At 43.2% G+C, this 20,575-nt stretch carries 16 protein-coding genes; 3 read left to right on the forward strand and 13 right to left on the reverse strand.

The genetic code is table 11. From position 1 onward, the window contains the following. Positions 1 to 6: 6 nt before the first annotated feature. The 3 genes from O4M77_RS06285 to O4M77_RS06295 all read left to right on the forward strand — a co-directional run bounded on the left by O4M77_RS06285 (position 7) and on the right by O4M77_RS06295 (position 2,246). Positions 7 to 606 (forward strand): IMPACT family protein, encoded by a 600-nt coding sequence (locus O4M77_RS06285; RefSeq protein WP_302700666.1) that lies wholly within the window; start codon positions 7 to 9, stop codon positions 604 to 606. Then, positions 599 to 1,216: an acyltransferase gene (locus O4M77_RS06290; protein WP_302699721.1), complete on the forward strand. Its 618-nt coding sequence runs from the start codon at positions 599 to 601 to the stop codon at positions 1,214 to 1,216. Before O4M77_RS06285 ends, O4M77_RS06290 begins: the two co-directional genes overlap by 8 nt. Positions 1,217 to 1,403: 187 nt before the next feature. Continuing rightward, positions 1,404 to 2,246, forward strand: a complete 843-nt coding sequence (locus O4M77_RS06295; protein ID WP_034703837.1) for a universal stress protein — start codon at positions 1,404 to 1,406, stop codon at positions 2,244 to 2,246. A 170-nt stretch (positions 2,247 to 2,416) separates the two neighbouring features. On the opposite strand, the gene O4M77_RS06300 is transcribed toward O4M77_RS06295, so the two are convergent. The 13 genes from O4M77_RS06300 to O4M77_RS06360 form a co-directional block, all read right to left on the reverse strand. Next, positions 2,417 to 3,082, reverse strand: a complete 666-nt coding sequence (locus O4M77_RS06300; RefSeq protein WP_180018177.1) for an O-methyltransferase — start codon at positions 3,080 to 3,082, stop codon at positions 2,417 to 2,419. Positions 3,083 to 3,214: 132 nt separating this feature from the next. Then, the gene (locus tag O4M77_RS06305; protein ID WP_004786214.1) at positions 3,215 to 3,928 is read right to left on the reverse strand and encodes a D-Ala-D-Ala carboxypeptidase family metallohydrolase; all 714 of its coding nucleotides are present in this window, start codon (positions 3,926 to 3,928) and stop codon (positions 3,215 to 3,217) included. A 139-nt stretch (positions 3,929 to 4,067) separates the two neighbouring features. Continuing rightward, positions 4,068 to 4,391 (reverse strand): ferredoxin FdxA, encoded by a 324-nt coding sequence (gene fdxA, locus O4M77_RS06310; RefSeq protein ID WP_004786212.1) that lies wholly within the window; start codon positions 4,389 to 4,391, stop codon positions 4,068 to 4,070. A 204-nt stretch (positions 4,392 to 4,595) separates the two neighbouring features. After that, the gene (gene mutS, locus O4M77_RS06315) at positions 4,596 to 7,220 is read right to left on the reverse strand and encodes a DNA mismatch repair protein MutS (protein WP_180018175.1); all 2,625 of its coding nucleotides are present in this window, start codon (positions 7,218 to 7,220) and stop codon (positions 4,596 to 4,598) included. A 276-nt stretch (positions 7,221 to 7,496) separates the two neighbouring features. Continuing rightward, complete coding sequence (locus O4M77_RS06320; RefSeq protein ID WP_159124039.1) at positions 7,497 to 8,801, reverse strand: IS4 family transposase; 1,305 nt, start codon at positions 8,799 to 8,801, stop codon at positions 7,497 to 7,499. Positions 8,802 to 8,911: 110 nt separating this feature from the next. Next, the gene (locus O4M77_RS06325) at positions 8,912 to 10,918 is read right to left on the reverse strand and encodes an esterase/lipase family protein (protein ID WP_323714029.1); all 2,007 of its coding nucleotides are present in this window, start codon (positions 10,916 to 10,918) and stop codon (positions 8,912 to 8,914) included. A gap of 124 nt (positions 10,919 to 11,042) precedes the next feature. Next, positions 11,043 to 11,993, reverse strand: a complete 951-nt coding sequence (locus O4M77_RS06330) for an ABUW_2363 family tetratricopeptide repeat lipoprotein (RefSeq protein WP_004786208.1) — start codon at positions 11,991 to 11,993, stop codon at positions 11,043 to 11,045. A 122-nt stretch (positions 11,994 to 12,115) separates the two neighbouring features. Continuing rightward, positions 12,116 to 12,925, reverse strand: coding sequence for a serine O-acetyltransferase (gene cysE, locus O4M77_RS06335; RefSeq protein ID WP_159122783.1), 810 nt, complete (start codon positions 12,923 to 12,925; stop codon positions 12,116 to 12,118). Then, complete coding sequence (locus O4M77_RS06340; RefSeq protein WP_034703830.1) at positions 12,925 to 13,773, reverse strand: RNA methyltransferase; 849 nt, start codon at positions 13,771 to 13,773, stop codon at positions 12,925 to 12,927. The genes cysE and O4M77_RS06340 overlap by 1 nt, the downstream gene beginning before the upstream one ends. Positions 13,774 to 13,808: 35 nt before the next feature. Then, positions 13,809 to 17,381 carry a DNA polymerase III subunit alpha gene (gene dnaE / locus O4M77_RS06345; RefSeq protein ID WP_180131083.1) on the reverse strand — a complete coding sequence of 1,191 codons (3,573 nt, stop codon included), beginning with the start codon at positions 17,379 to 17,381 and terminating at the stop codon, positions 13,809 to 13,811. A gap of 396 nt (positions 17,382 to 17,777) precedes the next feature. Continuing rightward, positions 17,778 to 18,524 carry an IS5-like element ISAba31 family transposase gene (locus O4M77_RS06350; protein ID WP_180033306.1) on the reverse strand — a complete coding sequence of 249 codons (747 nt, stop codon included), beginning with the start codon at positions 18,522 to 18,524 and terminating at the stop codon, positions 17,778 to 17,780. 314 nt (positions 18,525 to 18,838) lie between these two features. After that, positions 18,839 to 19,534 carry a methionine ABC transporter permease gene (locus O4M77_RS06355; protein WP_004786199.1) on the reverse strand — a complete coding sequence of 232 codons (696 nt, stop codon included), beginning with the start codon at positions 19,532 to 19,534 and terminating at the stop codon, positions 18,839 to 18,841. Further along, a complete protein-coding gene (locus tag O4M77_RS06360; protein ID WP_034170305.1) occupies positions 19,531 to 20,556 on the reverse strand; it encodes a methionine ABC transporter ATP-binding protein in 1,026 nt (341 codons plus the stop codon). The genes O4M77_RS06355 and O4M77_RS06360 overlap by 4 nt, the downstream gene beginning before the upstream one ends. Between the last annotated feature and the right edge of the window lie 19 nt (positions 20,557 to 20,575).

The raw sequence follows: 20,575 nt of genomic DNA on the forward strand, positions 1-20,575 counted from the left end.
GAAGTTATGCCATTTACCATTGCCAGCCTTGTCAGTTTTGAGGAAGACATCAAAAAAAGCCGATTTCAGGCCTTTGCCACACCTGTAGAAAATGAGCAGGATGTGAAGGATTTTCTGGAGGTCTATCGTGATCCGACCACCACTCATCAATGCTGGGCCTGGAAAATCGGTCATCATGTACGCTTTAATGATGATGGTGAGCCATCGGGTACCGCTGGCCGACCGATCCTCGCGACTATTGAAGGCAATGAGCTAACCAATGTACTGGTACTGGTGAATCGCTGGTATGGCGGTATTAAATTAGGCACCGGCGGACTGGTCCGTGCCTATGGCGGCTGTGCTGGACAATGTTTGTTATTAGCTGAAAAAATTGAGCTGATTGAAAAGAAAAAGGTCGAATTTGCTTGCCAGTTTAATGAGTGGGCGATTTTTCAGTATGAGCTGAATCAGCAGCAGATTGATTATCAGGAAGAATATATGGCTGAAGGTGTACAGGTTCAGGCACAATTTCAGAAACATCAGATTGAACCTTTTGCTCTGAAGATTCAGGATGTTACTCGCGGACGTGAACAATTAAAAATCATAGAAGAAGCCACAGATGACTGAACCAGATCCATTACTGAAATATCGTGAGCAGCATAAACACCGCCTGAATTATATGCCTTGGCTATATTGGTCCTTAAAACCCAAGAATCGTGGTTGGGCTGAAGCTTGGCAGAAAGAATATCAGACCTATCTGATGGAGATGGAAACAGTCGAAATTGGCGAAAACTGTTTTATTTCGCCGTTGGCGCATATCTTTGCTGAGCCGGGTCGTAAAATTAGTATCGGAGATAATACCTTTATTGCGGCAGATTGTACGCTACATGGTCCTTTGGAGATAGGGAGCGAAGTTGCAATCAATCATCACTGTATTCTGGATGGTGGTCGGGTTGGGATTAAACTGCATGATCAGGTACGCATCGCAGCCTATTGTCATCTTTATGCCTTTGATCATGGGATGGAACTGGAGCAGGCGATTTATCAGCAGCCAGTCAGGTCCAAAGGGATTGAGATTGGTCGGGATGTCTGGCTAGGTGCCCATGTCGGCATTAAAGATGGGGTGAAAATTGCCGATCAGGCGATTATAGGGATGAATAGCATGGTCACGAAAGATATTGAAGCGCGTGCAATTGTCGCCGGAAATCCGGCAAAATTGATTCGATATCGGGATTAAAATAGTGAAAGAAGTTCTTGGAAAAAGGATTTATATCAGGTGCTTAATATTCGGTAAAGGCCTTAGAACATCACATAAAAGTTAACATATTTCAATTCAAGCCTTACAGATTTCAGTGCACATTTACTAATGCTTGTGCTAAGTTAAAAATAACTAAGAAATTTTTATTATAAAAGAGAGGCTGAACATGAAACGTGTCATTGCCTGCATAGACTCCTCACCATGCACGAACGCACTTGCAGATGCGGCTGCATGGATTGCCAAACAGACCGGCCGTGAACTGGTTTTATTACAGGTTCTGGATTATTACCCGGCCAGTTATCATCTTGGGGAAATTAGCGGTGTGATTGGCTTTGAAAGCAATGCCATGTTGCTTAAAGAGCTGGCTGAGCTGGAGCAAAAGCAAAGTGAAATTGCGCTTAGTTATAGCAATAATCTGCTCCAGCATATTTCGGATCGTATCTTTAAAGATTATGGCATCCGCACCACCCATATTCAGGAAAAGGGTGATTTTCTGGAACAAAGTTTTCAGATTCTAAAACCTGATGATATTGCTGTAATCGGACTACTCGGTGAGCGTTCTGCCGAGAAAAACAAGCCAATCGGCACCAATGTAGAAAACTTTATCCGTGGTGCTAACTGTACAGTGATGACTGTAGGGGAACACTTCAGACCACCGACACGTTTTATCTTTGCTTATGAATATTCGCCGACTTGTGTGAAGATGATGAAACGCATTGCAGAAAGTGATTTATTAAGACAATTACAATGTCATCTGCTTTATATCGGGGATCATGTGGAAATCCTGAATGAGCCTCTGCAATATTTGACAGAAGCAGGACTAGAGGTCGTTCCAGAATACCGCTATGGAGAAGTAGCTGAAAATATCCTGTCTTATCAGCAGGAACATGGGATTCAGTTAATTGTCTTGGGGGCATTCAGTCACAGCAAGATCCACCAGTTCTTCTTGGGCAGTATTGCGACAACGATTTTCCGAAATTCTAAAGTGCCATTATTGGTAGCGAAGTAGAAAGAGGGTGATAAAACCTACAGAAATGTATTTTTTGATAAATTGTTACAGCTTGAATTAAAAATAACCAGAGTTATCCTCATATATTGTGGATAACTCTGTGGTTACATTCTGTAAGATGATGTTATTTATCGAGAATACTTTATTGGCTGATTTTTGTTCTAGTCGTATTATTTGACAATTGCGAGTGCAAAACCATCATGTCCTTTACTGCCAACGGTCTGTAAAGCAGTACAAGATAAGATACGTGGATGATTTTCCAGCGCTTTAAACATGTCACGAATGCCTTCAATACTTGGTTTTTTATTGTCCGGATTGATGATATCACCGGCACGAATCACATTGTCCAGGAAAATAATGGTACCGGAGTGGGAAAGGTTTAAGCTCAGCTCCAGATATTCAGGATAGCTTTGCTTATCGGCATCAATAAAAATAAAGTCGAAAGCTTCAGTATCTTCAGGCAGGGCACGAAGCACATCTGCAGCACGGCCACATTTCAGCTCAACTTTCTGTTTTAACTGTGCACGATCAATATTTTCCTGTCCCATGGCAGCATGCGTATCACGGCCTTCAATGGTTAGAATATAACCGTCTTCAGGGAGGGCACGAGCCAGCCACATGGTGCTATATGCAGCAAAGGTTCCCAGTTCCAGTATACGTTTGCACTTATTCATCTGAATCAGCATTTGCAGCAGCATGCCCTGATTCGGCGCAACAGCCAGATGATCTGGAAAACCATGTGCAGCAGTATTTTCAAGAGTCTGATTCAGAATAGGATCTTCAGGAATTAAATGTGAATCAATGTAGCGGTCAATATCTGTCCACATTTGTTGCATAGTACTCGCACCTTTGTTGTGATGCGTGCATTTTAAACTTTTCCGGGCACAGCGCAATTTATTGTTCTATATTCGCTGGTTTTTTAGGCTATACAAAGCCAAAAGCTGGCTTTGTATAGTAAATGGAATGACTTAGTAATTACACATTGATGAGCGACGGCTTAAATCCGGACCCCAAGTGCGATAACCTTGGGTATCAATATGGATTTGGCCAGAGGCATATAAACCGAGCCCCATATTCAGGCTTTGTCCATGCTGTAACCAAAACTGGCACAGTTTGAACTTGGTATTTTCAATTGCTGCATAATCCTGAGCCTGTGGGTACTCAGGTCCGATCCGAAAATCAATTGCCGAGTTAAACAGGTGACGTGAAGAATTGGCTCCACCGGCACACTGATTTAAAGGCAGGTCACGATAAACCGAAGTGACTTCAAAATCAGTCAGTACATTGGCAGCAACCAGATATTTGAAGACACGTAAAGTAGGCACCTGATTTGACCAGAGCTCACGGCTTGGAATCATATATTGCGATCGACCACATTTAGCCCAATCCCGTGCAGTACGCATCAGCTCAAAACTTGGAATAATATTTCCGACCCCTTGCTGGGCCAAAAAGTTTTCATATTCACGTACAAGAGACAGGTTATTCAGTGCCGATACCCAGTGAGTATAGACATAAGGAACCGGTTTAGGCTGTGGTTTATGGTTGTACTGGACTCGTTCTTCTGGGATGTAAATCCTTTTATCTGGAGTTACCTTACCAGACTGTTTTGTGGTGGTAGCACATCCTACAAAGACAAGCGGGATTATACAAACACTCAATAACCCCTTTATTAAATGCTTCATTGATAGCAATTCAGATATTTTAAAATAGCGCTATTTTAGTCCACTTTTACGGAGAAAATCAGGATAAATTGCAATGAAATGTGTGGATGGGGTATAAAAAAGACCAGTCTATGCTGGTCTTTTTTTAAGATTTGAAAAATTATTTTTCAAGATATTGTAATTTATCAGTTTTACCATTCCACTCTTCACGGTCAGCAGGTTGCTCACCAATTTGTGTGATGTTCGGCCATTTTTGAGACAGTTCAGCATTTAGCTCGATAAAGACTTCTTGACCTTCCGGTAATTCATCTTCAGAGAAAATTGCATTCGCAGGACATTCAGGCTCACATAACGCGCAGTCGATACACTCGTCCGGGTTAATCACAAGGAAGTTAGGACCTTCATAGAAACAGTCTACTGGGCAAACTTCAACACAGTCTTGATATTTACATTTAATACAATTTTCAGTGACAACGAAGGTCATGGCGACAGCTACCTAAAAAATATGGTTCTAATGACGAATACCGTATTTTAGGCAAAAATAGAGGGAACAAACAATTCCTTTTATTGATATTTGTTATATATAGGGCTGTTAAATTTGAAAAAACTGCGATGATTGGATGAAAGGCTTAGGGAATGAGAATCATCATCAGCTAAGCCCTATGCGGGATAGGGCTTAGAAGAGATTTTAACTTGGCTGTTTCATGAGATCTTTAAGAGCATAAAGTTGCTGTAATGCTTCACGTGGGCTCAGATTGTCGACATCAATGTCTTCTAATAATTCAAGCGCTGCTGAAGGCTTTTCAATCTCGATGACTTTTTCGATGATTTCAGGCATCGCAAACAGATCATGCTGCGGACTCTGTGGTTTGGCCTGATGCTGCTTTTCCAGAATCTTCAAGCGATGCTGAGCTTCTTTAATTACAGCCGCAGGAATACCTGCCAGTTTAGCCACTTGTAAACCATGACTCTGGCTAGCTGGGCCATGTTGGACTTTATGCAGCAGAATAAGGTTGCCATTTAGTTCTTTGGCTGTGACATGATAGTTATCAATTCCTGCTTCTTTGTCCAGTTCGGTTAGCTCAAAATAATGCGTTGCGAACAGACATAGACATTGAATCCGTTTAGTCAGATCCAGCACACAAGCCCAAGCCAGGGACAGCCCGTCATAGGTACTGGTTCCACGACCCACTTCATCCATCAGGACTAGCGACTGGCTGGTAGCATGATGCAGAATTTGCGAAGTTTCCGTCATTTCCACCATAAAGGTTGATTTGCCAGTCGACAAATCATCTGCAGAGCCAATCCGGGTAAAGATTCGGTCAATTGGACCCAGTGTTGTCGATTGCGCTGGCACATAACTACCGCAATAAGCCAGTAGGGCAATCAGGGCAGTCTGGCGCATAAAGGTGGATTTACCACCCATATTTGGACCGGTGATAATGGCCATACGGTGCTGATAATCCAGCTGGGTATCATTTGGAGTAAAGGCTGCTTTGCTTAAGGCTTCAACCACAGGATGACGGCCGGCAACGATTTTCACACCAATTTCAGGGCTGAATTTTGGTCGTGCCCAATTGCGTAAACGTGCCTGATGGGCAAAGTTTGCCAACAGATCGATCTGGGCAATCGCACTGCTCATCATCTGTAGATTGCCAATATCCTGACGCAGTTCATCCAGCAACATTTCGAATAGCATTTTCTCGCGAGCAAGTGCACGGGATTCGCTAGACAATACTTTATCTTCAAAAGCTTTTAGTTCAGGCGTGATATAACGCTCAGCATTTTTCAGCGTTTGGCGACGGATATAATGTTCAGGTGCCTGTTCAGCTTGTGCACGAGTCAGTTCGATATAATAACCACTGACACGGTTATAGCCGATTTTCAGGGTAGGAATGCCACTTTGCTCCCGTTCCTTAATTTCCAGATCAATCAGGAACTGGCCGGCATGATCACGGATTTTACGCAGCTCATCCAGCTCGCTATCGAAACCTTCTGCAATGACATTGCCATCACGTAGCAGTACCGGCGGATTTTCAACAATAGCTGACATCAGGCGCTGATGCAGGCCATGAAAATCGCCCAGTTCTTCATTCAGCTGTTGCAATAATTTCGAATTCTGCTGACTTAACAGCGGTTGTAACGCATGGCGTAAAAATGGAATCTGTGCACAAGCTTGACGTAATTGAACCAGATCGCGTGGACGAGCACTACCTAAAGCGATACGGCTGAGTACACGTTCAATATCACTGATTTCTTTTAAGACAAGACGGACTGGCGATTCATGGAAACCTTCAAGCAATGCCTGTGTCGCATCCAGTCGCTCATCCAGTATCGCAGTATCACGAAGCGGTTGCATCAGGGTGCGGCTAAGCAGACGGCCACCCATAGCGGTCTGACAGTCATTGATCAGCTGAAACAATGAAGTGCCATGTTCAAATAAAGGCTCAATCAATTCGAGGTTGCGACGGGTGACTGGATCCAGTGCAATAAAGTCTGAACTTTGTTCCAGTTGAATGGTTCGGATATGCGGTAAAGCCGTTTTCTGGGTTTCTTTAGCATAGTGAATCAATGCAGCCGCAGCAGCTTTGGCCAAAGGCAGATGATCAATTCCGAAACCTGAAAGTGTACTTACTGCAAACTGGTCGCATAAGGTCTTCTGGGCATTGTTCTGGTTGAAGTCGACATTCGGACGTTTACTGATTGGAACATCTAGTTGTTGTTTTAAGTGTTTTACCAGAGCTTGATCTTGCAGATTTTCATCAATCACAATTTCGCTTGGCATCAGGCGTGCCAACTCAATGGCTAACTGACTTAAGTCATAATCGATTTGCTGGACTTTAAATAAACCCGCACTCAGGTCGAGAAGTGCAATTCCGATTTGTTGGTGTTGAACACACAGAGCAACCAGGTTGGAGGTTTGATGCGCACCTAATAAGGCATCATCAGTTAAAGTCCCGGGAGTGATAATTCGGACGACCCCACGTTCAACTGGACCTTTACCAGTCACTTCACCGATCTGCTCGCAGATCACCACCGTTTCGCCTTTTTTTACCAGACGAGCCAGATATCCTTCAGCAGCATGGAAAGGTACACCGGCCATCGGAATTGGCTGACCATTGGCTTTACCGCGATGGGTCAGGGTAATGCCTAAAATTTTGGCGGCCTTATGGGCATCTTCAAAGAACAGTTCATAGAAATCACCCATGCGATAGAACATCAATGAGTGTGGATGCTGCATTTTGACCGACATGTATTGCTGCATCATGGGCGTTAAGCTAGAGAGATCAGCCACAAGTTCTGAACTGGTCATTAAGAAAAAATCCTTTAAATATATAAAGCAAAACCGAAATCTTTTTCCGAAACACTATCCTCGGAAAACCTGGAAAATAGCCTAAGCTAAAATCCTGTAAAGACTGGTTTGAATGTCAAAAATAATTGTCTCAAGTCTAACAAATTTAATTTTTAGAAAGAAACATAAATCCGCAGGAATCTGTATTTGTACGGACTTAGTCGATATAAAGAATAAAAGGGTATTGATACATGGGTTGCCCATAAAAAAAGCCACCGATAGGCTAATGCCAGTCAGTTAAGAAATTGACTGGCATTTTCTTGGGTATTTCAGTGGTTTACCTTTCACAACTCTTGGGCAACTTCTAACCCTCCTCTCAGGCAAAACATACCTCCTAGATTTCTCCAGTAAACTTTCTAGATGTTTGGGTAAATTCCCTGCGGAGTCTAAAGAGTCGAATCTTAATATATTAAGGATGCCGATAGATGCAATATGAAAGCTGATTCTCAAAGGACTGACTTTTGCACGTTGAGCCATATATTTCATTTGTCTTCTTAGAATATTATAAGCAATGAAGACACCCCATAATTCTTGATAAATTAAATCAGGTTGCTTGCTCCTCAAATGCTTACTTTCCTGTAAATCACTTTTGATTTCTCGGTAACACATTTCTATTTCCCAGCGCTGAGCATAAAGCTTTGCTAAGGCTAGCAGTGGATATATCTTTGAATCTATTAATGAAGTGATATAGCGTCTAATTTTTCCTGCCTGCTCAACTTCAATCAAACGCGCTTCCCAATAATCCCCTAATGTTGAATTCAGCTTCTTGGCTCTTGCTGATATTGGCATCCTGATATGAAAGTCATGCTGGGAATTACGCTTAATGATCTCATAGCGTAAATTATCTTTTGCGCGCATAAGCCAATGGCTTGCCTCTGCACGTGTTTGCCATCCTATTAGAAAATCAGCAGAAAAATAGGCTCGATCAAACAGAGTAATACTATGCGATGGAGGACATAATCGATTTGCCAGTGTAAGTTCACCTTGATCCATGCTACCTATTTGGGCATCAATGATTTCATGGGTGTTGGTATTCACCAGACAGGTTGCTCTCACTTGCGGATAAGGTGCTACCGCAGTTTTACCCTTAGATGAGCCAAAGTGTGCAAAATTCTCATCTGTATAAGGCATAGACCAAACCACCCCGTCAACAGCACATACACTAAGGCCATGAAAGTTTGAGTATTGCTGTTGGGATTCTTCAAACCAGGCTTGGCTGAGTAGAGAAAACAAGGCATTCAAGGGCTCTCGCCCTAAGCGTTGTCGTGCTTGTACTGCTGCACTGGGAACGCAATATTCTGTGGTACCAAACACAAGTTTTAGTTGCTCTACCACATACCCGATCGGTTGATCTCGAAACAGGGCAAGCCCAATCACCAGCCATACCACATGTTCGGCAGGTAATTTTCTTCTCCTGATAGAAGCCTTACCTGTTTGACGCAGGCTCTCTTCAATCCAATTTAAATCAATGAATTCACTGAAATGGCTAAGTGAAGGTAGAGAATGTTGAAGAGTACAATCTAAATTTTCAGATAAAGTCATAAAAAAATGAGCGTATTGGCATACACTCATTTTTACTACATTTTTCTAATGTCTGCTTAACTGACTGGCATTACACCGATAGGCAGCTTTTTTATATCGCTTATCAAAATTTAATCAGAATCATACAATCCCAGGTCGACCAGATGTAATCTGAGAAGGCGGCGGAGTTCCAGTACAGCCTCGGGAGTTTCCTGAACGGAATGTCCACCTTTGATAATTTTATTGGAAGCCGCACCTTCAAGATATGCACTCTGATAAGCGACGACATCATCAGTCATAATATTTTCATCATCGCTATCTGTATTGTTGCCAATAATCGAGTGAAATTTGAAACCTGGTGCCGGATTAATATCTTTAGTCAGTGCCGTGAATTTTGATTTCTTACTAAGATCACTCGGCCCATTCTGAATCAGGTCACGACCAACTTCATGCAGAAAATCACTTAAGCCAATTTCACCTTGGACAGTATCGGCAAATGCACCCAAAAAGGCACTCGGCACACGAATAATTTTACGTGCCAATTTGGTATGCCAGCGATCTGCATAATCGGTCCCTTTATGCGGTGCTGCCAGGAAAATAGCACGACTGAAATTCGGAACAGGCTGCATTTTGAAACGCGCTTTAAAGAGTGGATTGTCCCGGAACTTGGTCAGCTTTGAATTTTTTACAATATTAAAAGCGGGTTCAGTAATATCTGCATCACTCACCAATAGACGGGCAATAACACCACCCATACTGTGTCCGACGAGGACAGCTTCTTTTTTGGCTGGTGCATTATTGCTAATACGCGCGAAACCTTGTTGAAGCAGCGCATTAATCTGGAACCGGCTTTCCAGTATAGGCATGTTTGTTGAGTAGAAGACCTGCCACACCTGGAAATTTTCTCTTAAGACCGGATCACCCATAATATCATTCGTTAAACGAATCCAGGCTTCCGGGCTGCTGGCCAAACCATGAATCAGCACTAAAACCTTTTTATTTGGATTATAAGGTTCCAGCATAAACAGATGCGGCATGACCAGATTATCGTCACGATTGATCAGTGTCAGATAAGCTGCGCGTCCCAGATTGTTTTCTGCCAGCCATAGCCCATAAGGCGCTGAAAAGTTTGCCGCTAAAGCATATTCCTTATTGGCAACTTTAATCTTGTCATATTTATACGGGTCATAAAGTTTTAAATGGAAGTTGCTGTTATTTAGAATCTGTTCTACAGAGTTTGCTGATTCTGGAATGGCGGTAATCGTGGTTGCCAGATAACGTGCTGAATGAATAAAAGGATTTACGCCATTTTGATATTGGTGATTTAGTGGATCAACCAGATATTTTTTATCTTTTTTGGAAATTTCTTCTTCTGGCAAGACCACCAGAAACTCAGAGCCGAAACCGTCACGACGGGTAATTGAGCGCAGACCAGAGAAGTTCATGTTATAGGTCGACATTAACTGTTCAATTGGCTGATTCTTGAGCTGGGGAAAATTGTCCAGATTAATGGTATAGACGCTGTTGCCAACCTGCAGACGTTGTCCGGCTTCTTTGGTTTTATAACGTTCTGCGTAGATCTGGATTAAATGAGCAATTGCCAGGTTATAAAAGTCACGAATCTGAACTTGTCGGTTGTCGAAGATCCGGTCCTGTGGTGCACGTTCAGTCTGAAACAGATAGGCATAACTGTAGCGGATACTTTTATCCAGCATTTGTAACTGCTGTTCCTGACATTTTTGCAGGTTCTGGGTTTGCAGTTGCTGTTTTTCTTCAGATCGGGTCTTAGCCAGAGCACTGGTTTTACATTCAGCCGATTTACCAAGCTGGAGTGATTTAGCTAGATATAATTCACTCGATGTTGAAAGTAATTGCTCATCCAGAATCTGTGGAATTTCTTGTAGCTCTTTCACACATTCTTCTGGATTATTTTCACAGACTTGTGCTTCACGTCCGGTCATGGACAGGACATTCAGACTGGCTTCACTCAACTTATCGCGTGTAAGAATGCTATCGCGTTCATTATTGATGGTGACATTAATAGCCTGCTCTTTAACACTCACCACCTGACAGCCACTCAGTACAGCTGTCATGAGTACAGTGCAAAGTAATGCTATCTTATTTATTTTCTCGTGCATAAAGACTTTGAACACTCATTTAAAATTATAAAGCTTGATAATGCTTTGTATTTTACTAATTTTTTCCCATAAAAATAGACCGCCGGAGCGGTCTATTTGTAATATTATGAATCTGAAATATAGCTTATTGTGCTGGTGTAGGCGCAGGGGTTGTTGGTGCAGGAGCGGCTGTTTGCATGACTTGCCATACGTTCCAGCGACCCTGTTTTTCAATTTCCTGAATCAGACGATCAGCGACTTCAGCTTCTTGCGGATATTTAATTTTGTAATTATTCAGAACCTGAACAGCGTTCTTTTTATTCTCCATGGCAATGTAGTTATTTGCCGCAGATAAATAAGCTTCTTGAACACCTGCCTGCATTGCCTTGTCCAGATACTGAATTGCTTCGCGGTGACCACCACCTTCAGACAGACCAAAACCGAACCAGAAGTTTGCTTCAGCATCATCCTGGTTAATACGAAGAATGCGCTGTGCATAGGTCATTGATTTGGTGGTATAGATAGAACCCAAATCAAGATTACGTGCCATCACGCTGGCCTTAAATGCACGCATTAAGACATCAAATGAAGCATTCGGACGTGAAGCCAAAGTATCCAGCTGTTGAGAAACTTCGCGAAGTTTTGCTTCAAAACCACGGCGTTCCTGACGGTCGCTAAAGCGGGGTGGATAATGACGCGCTTTACCTTCTACCATCTGCAAGAAATCATCGATTTCGGTAATGTCGATTTCATTTTCATTGGCAAGTGCTGCATAACGCATACTGCGTGTATTGCTATCCACCATCGGGATGATCAGCTTGTTCACATCTAGGGTTAACTGTTTAGACGGATCTTTAGGATCAGTGACCACCATTTTCGTCACTGGCTGCGCAGCGGCTTTTTGCAAATGAACTTCAAATGGAGGTGGTTCGTTATAGTTAAATGGATTTAAAGCATAAAATGGCGGAGTAAGTTCAGGTTCAACAAAAACTACCTGATCAGCTGGTTTCTGTTCTTGTTTGCTTGAGGTCGGTGCCATAGAGCACGCCGTCATGGTAAAAGCTAAGCAAGCAATTGCTAAGGGCTTCAAGGTCATAATATCCGTCCATTCATGTTATTTTTTAAAACATCTATTCAAAAAATGCATGATCGTCAGTCTATGAAAAGTGCTGCGATCATGCAAGCAAATGCGTGTTACAAAAGAATTACGATTTATAGTCAGGCCTTGGACTGACTGGTTTGTGCTTCGCACTCACGGCGCGCATCTTCCAGAATTTTAAGTTCTTCCTTGCTAAACGGCTGTTCATTTAACTGGTTTTTCTTAAAAGTCGGGTCAAGCAGAGACAGGCGGTTGCACAGTGTATTCATGCGTTTTTCATTTTGTTGAATACGGTCAAGTAGAACACGCATACCTTCTAGAATCGGGTCTGTCTGATCCTGTGTAGTTGCATAAGGCTGGAAACCAATGCTTTCCGCATAATCACGACGACGTGCTTCAGCATCCTCTTTTGGCTGGTCTTTGGTAATAAATCGGGCAGGATTGCCGACCGCTGTGGTATTCGGCGGAACTGCTTTGGTAACCACAGCATTGGAACCAACCTTGGCATTTTTACCTACCGTGAATGGCCCCAGGATTTTAGCACCTGCACCAACAACAACACCATCTTCCAGAGTCGGGTGACGCTTGCCTTTATTCCAGGTGGTACCACCCAAAGTCACACCATGATACAAGGTGACATCATCGCCAATTTCCGCAGTTTCACCAATCACAACGCCCATGCCATGATCAATGAAAAAACGTTTACCAATCTTGGCACCTGGGTGAATTTCGATACCTGTTGCAAAACGGCTAAAAGAGGACAAAACACGCGCTGTACCTTTACAGTCTTTTTTCCATAGCTCATGTGCCATGCGATGCATAATCAGTGCATGGATGCCAGGGTAGGTGGTTAAGACTTCTAAGGTATTGCGTGCTGCAGGATCGCGCGCAAAGACAGCTTGGATATCTTCTTTGAGCTGTTTTAGCATTAGTTTTGATCCTCATCCTGTTGTGATGTATGGGAAGATTTTTTCCAGGTGCCGTTATTCAGTGCCTGAACACGAGTGAAAATACCACGAAGTAAGTGATATTCCATACGATCTAATTGTATACGTCCGAAAAGGCGACGCAAGCGTAAAGGAAGTAATCGTGGGTTTTTTGGATCCATAAATTCAATTTCTGCCAGCATTTTTTCCAGATGCGGGTAGAACTGTTCCATCTGTTCATGGGTCACCAGTGGTTCATCCCATTCCATTTCAATGCCATCAATGACTTGCATGGTGGCTTTTGGATCACGTGGGTGTTCAACCTGATCCAGTGCTGCCATACGCAGTTCATAGCAGATCACCTGAATGGCTTGAGCAACATTCAAAACACCATAATCCGTATTCACAGGAATGGTTAAGTGATAATTCGCCATTGCCAGTTCTTCATTGGTCAGACCGCGGTCTTCACGGCCAAACAGAATCGCAATTTCCTGTTTTTCTTGCACCACAGCAGAAAGTGCTTTTTCTGCCGCTGGACGGACATCTAGTAAAGGCCATGGAATGGTGCGGCTACGCGCACTGGTCCCAAAGACGATCTGGCAATCCTTAATGGCTTCTTCTAGCGTTTCTACGATTTCAATCTGCTCGATCAGATCGGTTGCACCTGCAGCTAGGGCATCAATGTCCGGATGTGGGTAGGTTTTAGGCGCAACCAGAACCAGCTTGCACAGGCCCATGGTTTTCATGGCACGTAAGGCACTACCAATATTGGCAGGCAGGGTAGTATTAACCATGACAATACGCACATGGGAGAGATGTGCTGAAACAGCAGCATTGTCAATTTGACTCATGATGATTCCAGTTTGGATATATTAAAATGGGAGATTTATGAATACTGCGGCTGAGATTCAGCTTCATATTGTGCCAGAGCATCGTCCATACTCATGTCAGCAGGTGGAGGCGGAACCTCGACCGGCTTGGCTTGTTCATAAGATACGGCACGTGCAGCTTTAGACTTCACCTGATACTCGATATAGAGCGCAGTCTTGCCAAAATAATCACGCAGCTTGGCGAGAAGATCATCCAGCGGCGCAACTTTCCAGCTTAAACCCAGATGCAGTTCGGCCGTGGCATAGCCATAATCCAGATATAGAATCACGGGAATATGCGTGCTCATGTCCACATTGGTATATGGCACTAGAATCTGCTGCAAGTCACGGCTGAGGGTTTTGCTGTAATGTTCAGCTTGCAAGGTAATCTTGATGCTGTTAGCACGTTTCTGACGGATTTCATTCAGACTAAAGGCCTTAGTTAAACGACCAAGTGGACGGTCAAAACCTTCACGTTCGTAGATTTCACCTTCAATCACTACCACTTTATCGACCTGAACGATGTCTTTAAAGCGCTGGAAGCGTTCATGGTTGGTGGAAATTTCGATACGTGCCGTACCATCATCTAATGTCACCATCATCCGGTTCGGGAAGTTAGCGACATCGACTACCAGACCGGCAAACACAGTCGTTACACCACGACGGGTTGGGGTTAATTCATTGATCTGACAAGGTACAAAAGCTTTTAGTTCATTACGATATACATCAATTGGGTGACCAGTCAGGTATAGACCTAAGGTATCTTTTTCACCTTTGAGCCGCACTTCATCTGACCAAGGTTTCACCGGTTTGGCAGGTTTACGTTGGACTTCTTCAACTTCCCCGAACAGATCCATGATCCCGGTTTCACGGTTCTGACGCGCCTGATCCGCAGCTTGTACCGCTTCAGGCAATTGTGCCATTAGGTCAGCACGTTCAATGCCTAGACAATCTAGTGCACCCGCACGGATCAAGGCTTCGAGCGTACGTTTGTTGATTTTCTTCAGGTCAATACGGTGACAGAAGTCAAACAGGTCTTTATATGGACCTTCTTTCTGACGTGATTCAATCACGGACTGCATTGCCGCTTCACCGACGCCTTTAATCGCACCTAAACCATACACAATAGTTTTTGGATCACTGGCATGGAACTGGTAAATCGACATATTCACCGATGGTGGTAATACTTCCAGTCCGTTATGACGGCAATCATCAATCAGGAACACCACGTTATCAGTGTTCTGCATTTCCGAGGTCATCACCGCTGACATGAATTCAGCAGGATAATGCGCTTTCAACCAAGCTGTTTGATAGGCGACAAGTGCATAGGCTGCAGCATGCGATTTGTTAAAGCCATAGCCTGCGAATTTTTCCATATAGTCGAAGATATGGTTCGCCGTTGCTTCATCGATATCTTTTTTCGCAGCACCTTCAATGAAGATCTTACGCTGCTTGACCATTTCTTCAGGTTTTTTCTTACCCATCGCACGACGAAGTAAGTCCGCACCACCCAAGCTATAGCCGGCACAGAACTGTGCCGACTGCATTACCTGTTCTTGGTATACCATGATCCCGTAAGTCGGCTCTAATACCTTTTCCAGTAATGGATGCAGGTATTCAAACTCGCCACCATGCATACGATGGATAAAGTCAGGAATCAGATCCATTGGACCCGGACGATATAACGATACGAAGGCGATAATTTCTTCGAACTTGCTAGGACGTGCTTCCTTCAACATCTTTTTCATGCCGACGGATTCAAACTGGAATACCGCGGTGGTATTCGCCGTCGCGAAGATGTTATAGGCTGGCTTGTCATCCAGCGGAATATAGGAAATATTCACCGGTTCGGTCACGTCTGGGCGTGCATTGATGTGCTTGATGGCATCTTCAATCACGGTCAGGTTACGTAGACCCAAGAAGTCGAATTTCACTAGACCGGCAGCTTCGACATCATCCTTATCGAATTGAGCAACACGTGCAGTACCATCCGCATCACACATCACGGCTGAATAGTCGGTCAGCTTGGTCGGTGCAATCACTACACCACCGGCGTGTTTACCGGTGTTACGGGTAATGCCTTCAAGCTTAAGTGCCATTTCCCAGATTTCAGAAGCATCGTCATAATCTGGATTTGATGGATTGGTGACGATATCTTTGAGCTGTGGTTCCGCTTCTAGAGATTCTTCCAAACTTAAACCCAGAGGCTTGGTTGGAATCAGTTTAGAAATACGATCGGCCAGACCATACGATTTACCCAATACACGTGCCACGTCACGAATCGCACCTTTGGCCGCCATGGTACCGAAAGTCGCAATCTGCGATACCGCATCACGGCCATAAGTCCGTGCCACATAGTCGATCACGCGGTCACGACCAGCGATACAGAAATCGACGTCAAAGTCGGGCATCGAAACACGTTCCGGGTTCAAGAAACGTTCGAACAGCAGGTCATAGCGCAGAGGATCAAGATCGGTAATTTTCAAACTATAGGCTACGAGGGAACCCGCACCTGAACCACGGCCCGGACCTACCGGTACGCCATTTCCTTTGGACCATTGAATGAAGTCCATGACGATCAAGAAGTACCCTGGGAAGCCCATATCCAGAATAATTTTGATTTCAAACGCCAGACGTTCATCATAAGGCTGACGGATTAAAGGCCAGTCTTCTTCACGTTTTTCTGGTGGATACAGGAAATTCAGGCGTTCTTCTAAACCTTCTTCACATAAATGTGCGAAGTAGGTGTCAATAGTATGGCCTTCAGGAATTGGGTAATCTGGTAAGTCGTTGAAACCTAAACGTAGGGTGACATTACAACGTCTTGCGATATGGAAGGTGTTTTCAATCGCGGTTGGAATATCGCTAAACAGTTCCGCCATTTCTGTTGAGCTTTTAAAATATTGCTCAGGGCTATAGGTTTTAGGACGGCGATTATCACCAAGCACATAACCATCTGCGATACAGACACGCGCTTCATGTGCTTCAAAGTCTTCGCGTGCAATAAAATGCACATCATTATGTGCAACTACACCAATATTATATTTCTTTGCGAGCTTTACCGCTTCTTCAATGAAAGTATCTTCATTAGCACGGCCAGTGCGGGTGAGGGCGAGATAAACACGATTTCCAAATTTCTCTACCCATTCTTGCAGTAGCGGTTCAGCTTTATCGGGATTTGAAGTAATCAGCATTTTGCCGACATCGGACTGCATACCGAGCAATACGATCATGTCATCGTGCTGATTCAAGATCCAATCTTTTTGTACGCAAGGAATATCCAGTTGCTGGCCGCTGATATAACCTTCAGACACCAGTTCGGTCAGGTTGCGCCAGCCTTTGTTGGTCATGGAAAGCAGGGTAACCCGATGCTCAGCATCATTCAGACGAATTTCAGAGCCAAGAATCGGTTTGATGCCTTTATCCAAACATTTTTTATAGAATTTAACAGCAGCATGTAGATTGGATAAGTCAGTCAGCGCGAGTGCTGGCATCTCGTCATTCGCAGCAGCTTTGACCAAGTCAGGTATACGTACGATGGATTCAGTAATCGAAAATTCTGTATGAATACCAAGATGAACAAAGTGCATAAATGAGTCCCTGCAAAAACCACTCGATAGTTTAGCACGGGATTTATTGTTTCAGTTTGAAATTGAGGGGAAATGCTGAACTTTTAGATTGTGAATTAGAATTGACTTAAAGTCATGTTTATCATTTTATCGGAATAGAACTACGTATCCAAATTGAATTTGTATGAGGCGACATGGATGTCGCCGTTGGCTTGTGATACAGGGACGTATCATCAAGCTAACAGAAGATTTTTGTTACCTTGCATAGCAGTGCTATTCATCTTTCAAAAGTAAAAGAAGAATTTCAAGTGTCAGTAAGTTTATTCATAAAGTTATTTGAAAATTAGAATTTCATTATTTTTACTTTAATTTAAATTTTGAGTAGGGTCTGTTGACACTTACTGTTCATAATTAACCCTATAACGGTAGCCATAAAAATATACAGGCTAAGGCAACAGAACTTTGATAATTTCTTTTGAGCTTGTCATATCGAGTAGCTATTCCTCTAAATTGCTTTAATCTACAAAACATATTTTCAACTAAATGCCTGATTTTATATAAATACCAGTCCATATGGTCATTGTTCGATTGGCTATTCGTTTTCTTTGGTATATTCGCTTTAGTCCCTGTTTTCCTGATCTGTTCACGCAGTGGTTCTGAATCATAGCCTTTATCTGCACATACCACTTTTGTCTCTTTTAAATCTAATGTTGATATTAAATCAGGTGCAACTTTAACATCATGTGTGGTTCCATCGGTAATCATGAAATCAATAGGATTGCCATGTGCATCAACAATCAAATGTATTTTTGAGGAGTTTCCTCCTGCACTTTTAGAAATAGATTGATTCGCTATGCCGGCAGAATGTTGATGAGCACGTACATGAGAGCCATCAATAAAAATCCACTCCATATCGGGGCATGAGGCTAGTAATTTGAATAATCTAAGTAACTTACCGCTGCTTGACCAACGATTAAAACGTTTGAAAATAGAGTTTGAATGACCAAAACAAGAAGGAATATCTCGCCACGGACAACCTGTCCTAATTCTATAGAGAATAGCTTCAATAAAATTGCGTAAATTTGAGTTGTGGTGAATGGATAAATTACGCAGAATAACTTTCAACTTTTGCCAGTGTTGATCTGTCAGCATGGTACGAGTCATAGCGAATAGTAAAATTGGGTTTGGCGATTTGATTTTACTACTTCGCTATTTTTTTTAAGCTAAAAGTGTCAACACACCCTAGTTATGCCTTACTTTTGACGGGCCAAAAGTAACAAAACCCCTCGTTGATCTGATGGCACTTCCTGAGCAAGCTTTAAGCATTGCTTTAAAGCTTGTGTAAGACAGATCAACGGCAGCATCCATGCTGCTAAGCCATGTATCAAATGTTCGCTTCGATGTTTAAGATGCAGATATTTTTATGGGTAGAAAATAAAACCCTCAAAAAGAGGGCTTTATTTACTTAGGAATTTAGCTTAACGAAGTCGCGATAACCAGTCGCCAACACTTTGTACAATCTGCACCAGAATCAATAAGACAATCACGGTCATGATCACCACAGATGTATCAAAACGCTGATAACCATAAGAGATCGCTAAGTCACCAATACCACCAGCACCAACGGCACCCGCCATTGCGGTTGCACCAATCAGGCTAATGGTTGCTGTGGTCAGGTTCAGAATCAGTGAGCTACGTGCTTCTGGCAGAATAAACTTAAAGATAATCTGCATTGGTGTTGCACCCATGGCTTGTGCAGATTCGATAATCCCCTCATTCACTTCTAGCAGAGAAGTCTCGACTAGACGACCAATATAAGGACCGACATAAATAGTCAGAGGCACAATCGCTGCCCAAGTACCAATTGATGTTCCGACCAAAAACTTGGTTAGTGGAATCACTGCAATCAGCAGAATAATAAAGGGTAGGGAACGTAGTGCATTCACAATCGGGTTTAGAGCATGATAAATCACACGGTTTGGCAGAATCCCGTTTGGGCGAGTGACAAGTAAAATGATCGCCTGAATAAAGCCCCAGATACAGCCAAACAGCATTGCGAAGAACACCATGTGAAAGGTTTCTTGCAGTGCAGTAACAAACTGATCCATCGATAGTGAACTTTTCCAGAATGGCGCAGTAATAGTGGTCAACCACTGTACAATTAAGTCTCTCATTCTTGTACTCCTGCTTGATCTACTTGTACGCCGTTATCTCTCAGATATTGCATCGCTGCTGTGATTTGCGCTGGATCGCCTAAGAGCTGAATAAACATCTGGCCAATCACCGACCCATTAATTTCTGTCATATTGGCAAACAGGATATTCAAGCTGATATCAAACTGTTTGATCACACCCTGAATCACGGTTTCCTGCGCTGAGCTGCCCAGGAATTTTAAACAATAAATACTGTGATGATTCTGATTTTCCAGATTCGCCAGAATATTTACTGGCAAGTTCTGCTGGAGTACAGTTTGAATGAAGTTTTTCGTCGTTGGATGCTGAGGTTGACTAAAGATCTGCAGGGTAGAACCGGTTTCAATCACATCACCTTTTTCCATCACGGCCACATAATCGCACACGGTTTCGATCACATCCATTTCATGGGTGACCATGACAATGGTAATGCCTTGTTCCTGATTAATGCGTTTCAGCAATTGCAGTACGGATTTAGTCGTTTGCGGATCTAGAGCAGAAGTTGCTTCATCACACAGCAGAATTTTCGGATGATTCGCGAGGGCACGCGCAATACCGACACGCTGCTTTTGACCGCCTGATAACTCGTCCGGAAAAGCATGACGCTTATGTTTCAGGTCAATAAAATCCAGCAGTTCTTCGAGACGTTTTTCCCGTTCAGCTTTACTCCAGCCAAGCAACTTCATTGGCATTTCGATATTGGCAGCCACTGTTTTAGTCTGCATTAAGTTAAAATGCTGGAAAATCATGCCGATCTGGGTACGTTCCTGACGCAATGATTTGGCATCCAAAGCAGTAAAGTCCGTGCCATTGATAATCACCTGACCAGAAGTAGGGCGTTCAAGCAGATTAATTAGGCGGATCAGGGTACTTTTACCGGCACCACTATAGCCAATAATGCCAAAGATACTGCCGGTTGGAATCTGTAAATTAATCCGATTCAAGGCACGTAAGGTTTGACCCTTGAGCTCATACTGTTTGGAGATGTCTTTAAATTCAATCATAGTGTCAAATACTGCATCA

It is taken from the genome of Acinetobacter sp. YWS30-1 (assembly GCF_033558715.1).
Lineage (GTDB): Bacteria > Pseudomonadota > Gammaproteobacteria > Pseudomonadales > Moraxellaceae > Acinetobacter.

Coding starts and splice junctions, on each gene's coding strand:
- O4M77_RS06350 (WP_180033306.1), bottom strand. CDS start 18,524: ATGACTCGTACCATGCTGACAGATCAACACTGGCAAAAGTTGAAAGTT.
- O4M77_RS06325 (WP_323714029.1), bottom strand. CDS start 10,918: ATGCACGAGAAAATAAATAAGATAGCATTACTTTGCACTGTACTCATG.
- O4M77_RS06305 (WP_004786214.1), bottom strand. CDS start 3,928: ATGAAGCATTTAATAAAGGGGTTATTGAGTGTTTGTATAATCCCGCTT.
- dnaE (WP_180131083.1), bottom strand. CDS start 17,381: ATGCACTTTGTTCATCTTGGTATTCATACAGAATTTTCGATTACTGAA.
- O4M77_RS06330 (WP_004786208.1), bottom strand. CDS start 11,993: ATGACCTTGAAGCCCTTAGCAATTGCTTGCTTAGCTTTTACCATGACG.
- O4M77_RS06300 (WP_180018177.1), bottom strand. CDS start 3,082: ATGCAACAAATGTGGACAGATATTGACCGCTACATTGATTCACATTTA.
- cysE (WP_159122783.1), bottom strand. CDS start 12,925: ATGCTAAAACAGCTCAAAGAAGATATCCAAGCTGTCTTTGCGCGCGAT.
- O4M77_RS06320 (WP_159124039.1), bottom strand. CDS start 8,801: ATGACTTTATCTGAAAATTTAGATTGTACTCTTCAACATTCTCTACCT.
- O4M77_RS06295 (WP_034703837.1), top strand. CDS start 1,404: ATGAAACGTGTCATTGCCTGCATAGACTCCTCACCATGCACGAACGCA.
- O4M77_RS06290 (WP_302699721.1), top strand. CDS start 599: ATGACTGAACCAGATCCATTACTGAAATATCGTGAGCAGCATAAACAC.
- fdxA (WP_004786212.1), bottom strand. CDS start 4,391: ATGACCTTCGTTGTCACTGAAAATTGTATTAAATGTAAATATCAAGAC.
- O4M77_RS06355 (WP_004786199.1), bottom strand. CDS start 19,534: ATGAGAGACTTAATTGTACAGTGGTTGACCACTATTACTGCGCCATTC.
- O4M77_RS06340 (WP_034703830.1), bottom strand. CDS start 13,773: ATGAGTCAAATTGACAATGCTGCTGTTTCAGCACATCTCTCCCATGTG.
- O4M77_RS06285 (WP_302700666.1), top strand. CDS start 7: ATGCCATTTACCATTGCCAGCCTTGTCAGTTTTGAGGAAGACATCAAA.
- mutS (WP_180018175.1), bottom strand. CDS start 7,220: ATGACCAGTTCAGAACTTGTGGCTGATCTCTCTAGCTTAACGCCCATG.
- O4M77_RS06360 (WP_034170305.1), bottom strand. CDS start 20,556: ATGATTGAATTTAAAGACATCTCCAAACAGTATGAGCTCAAGGGTCAA.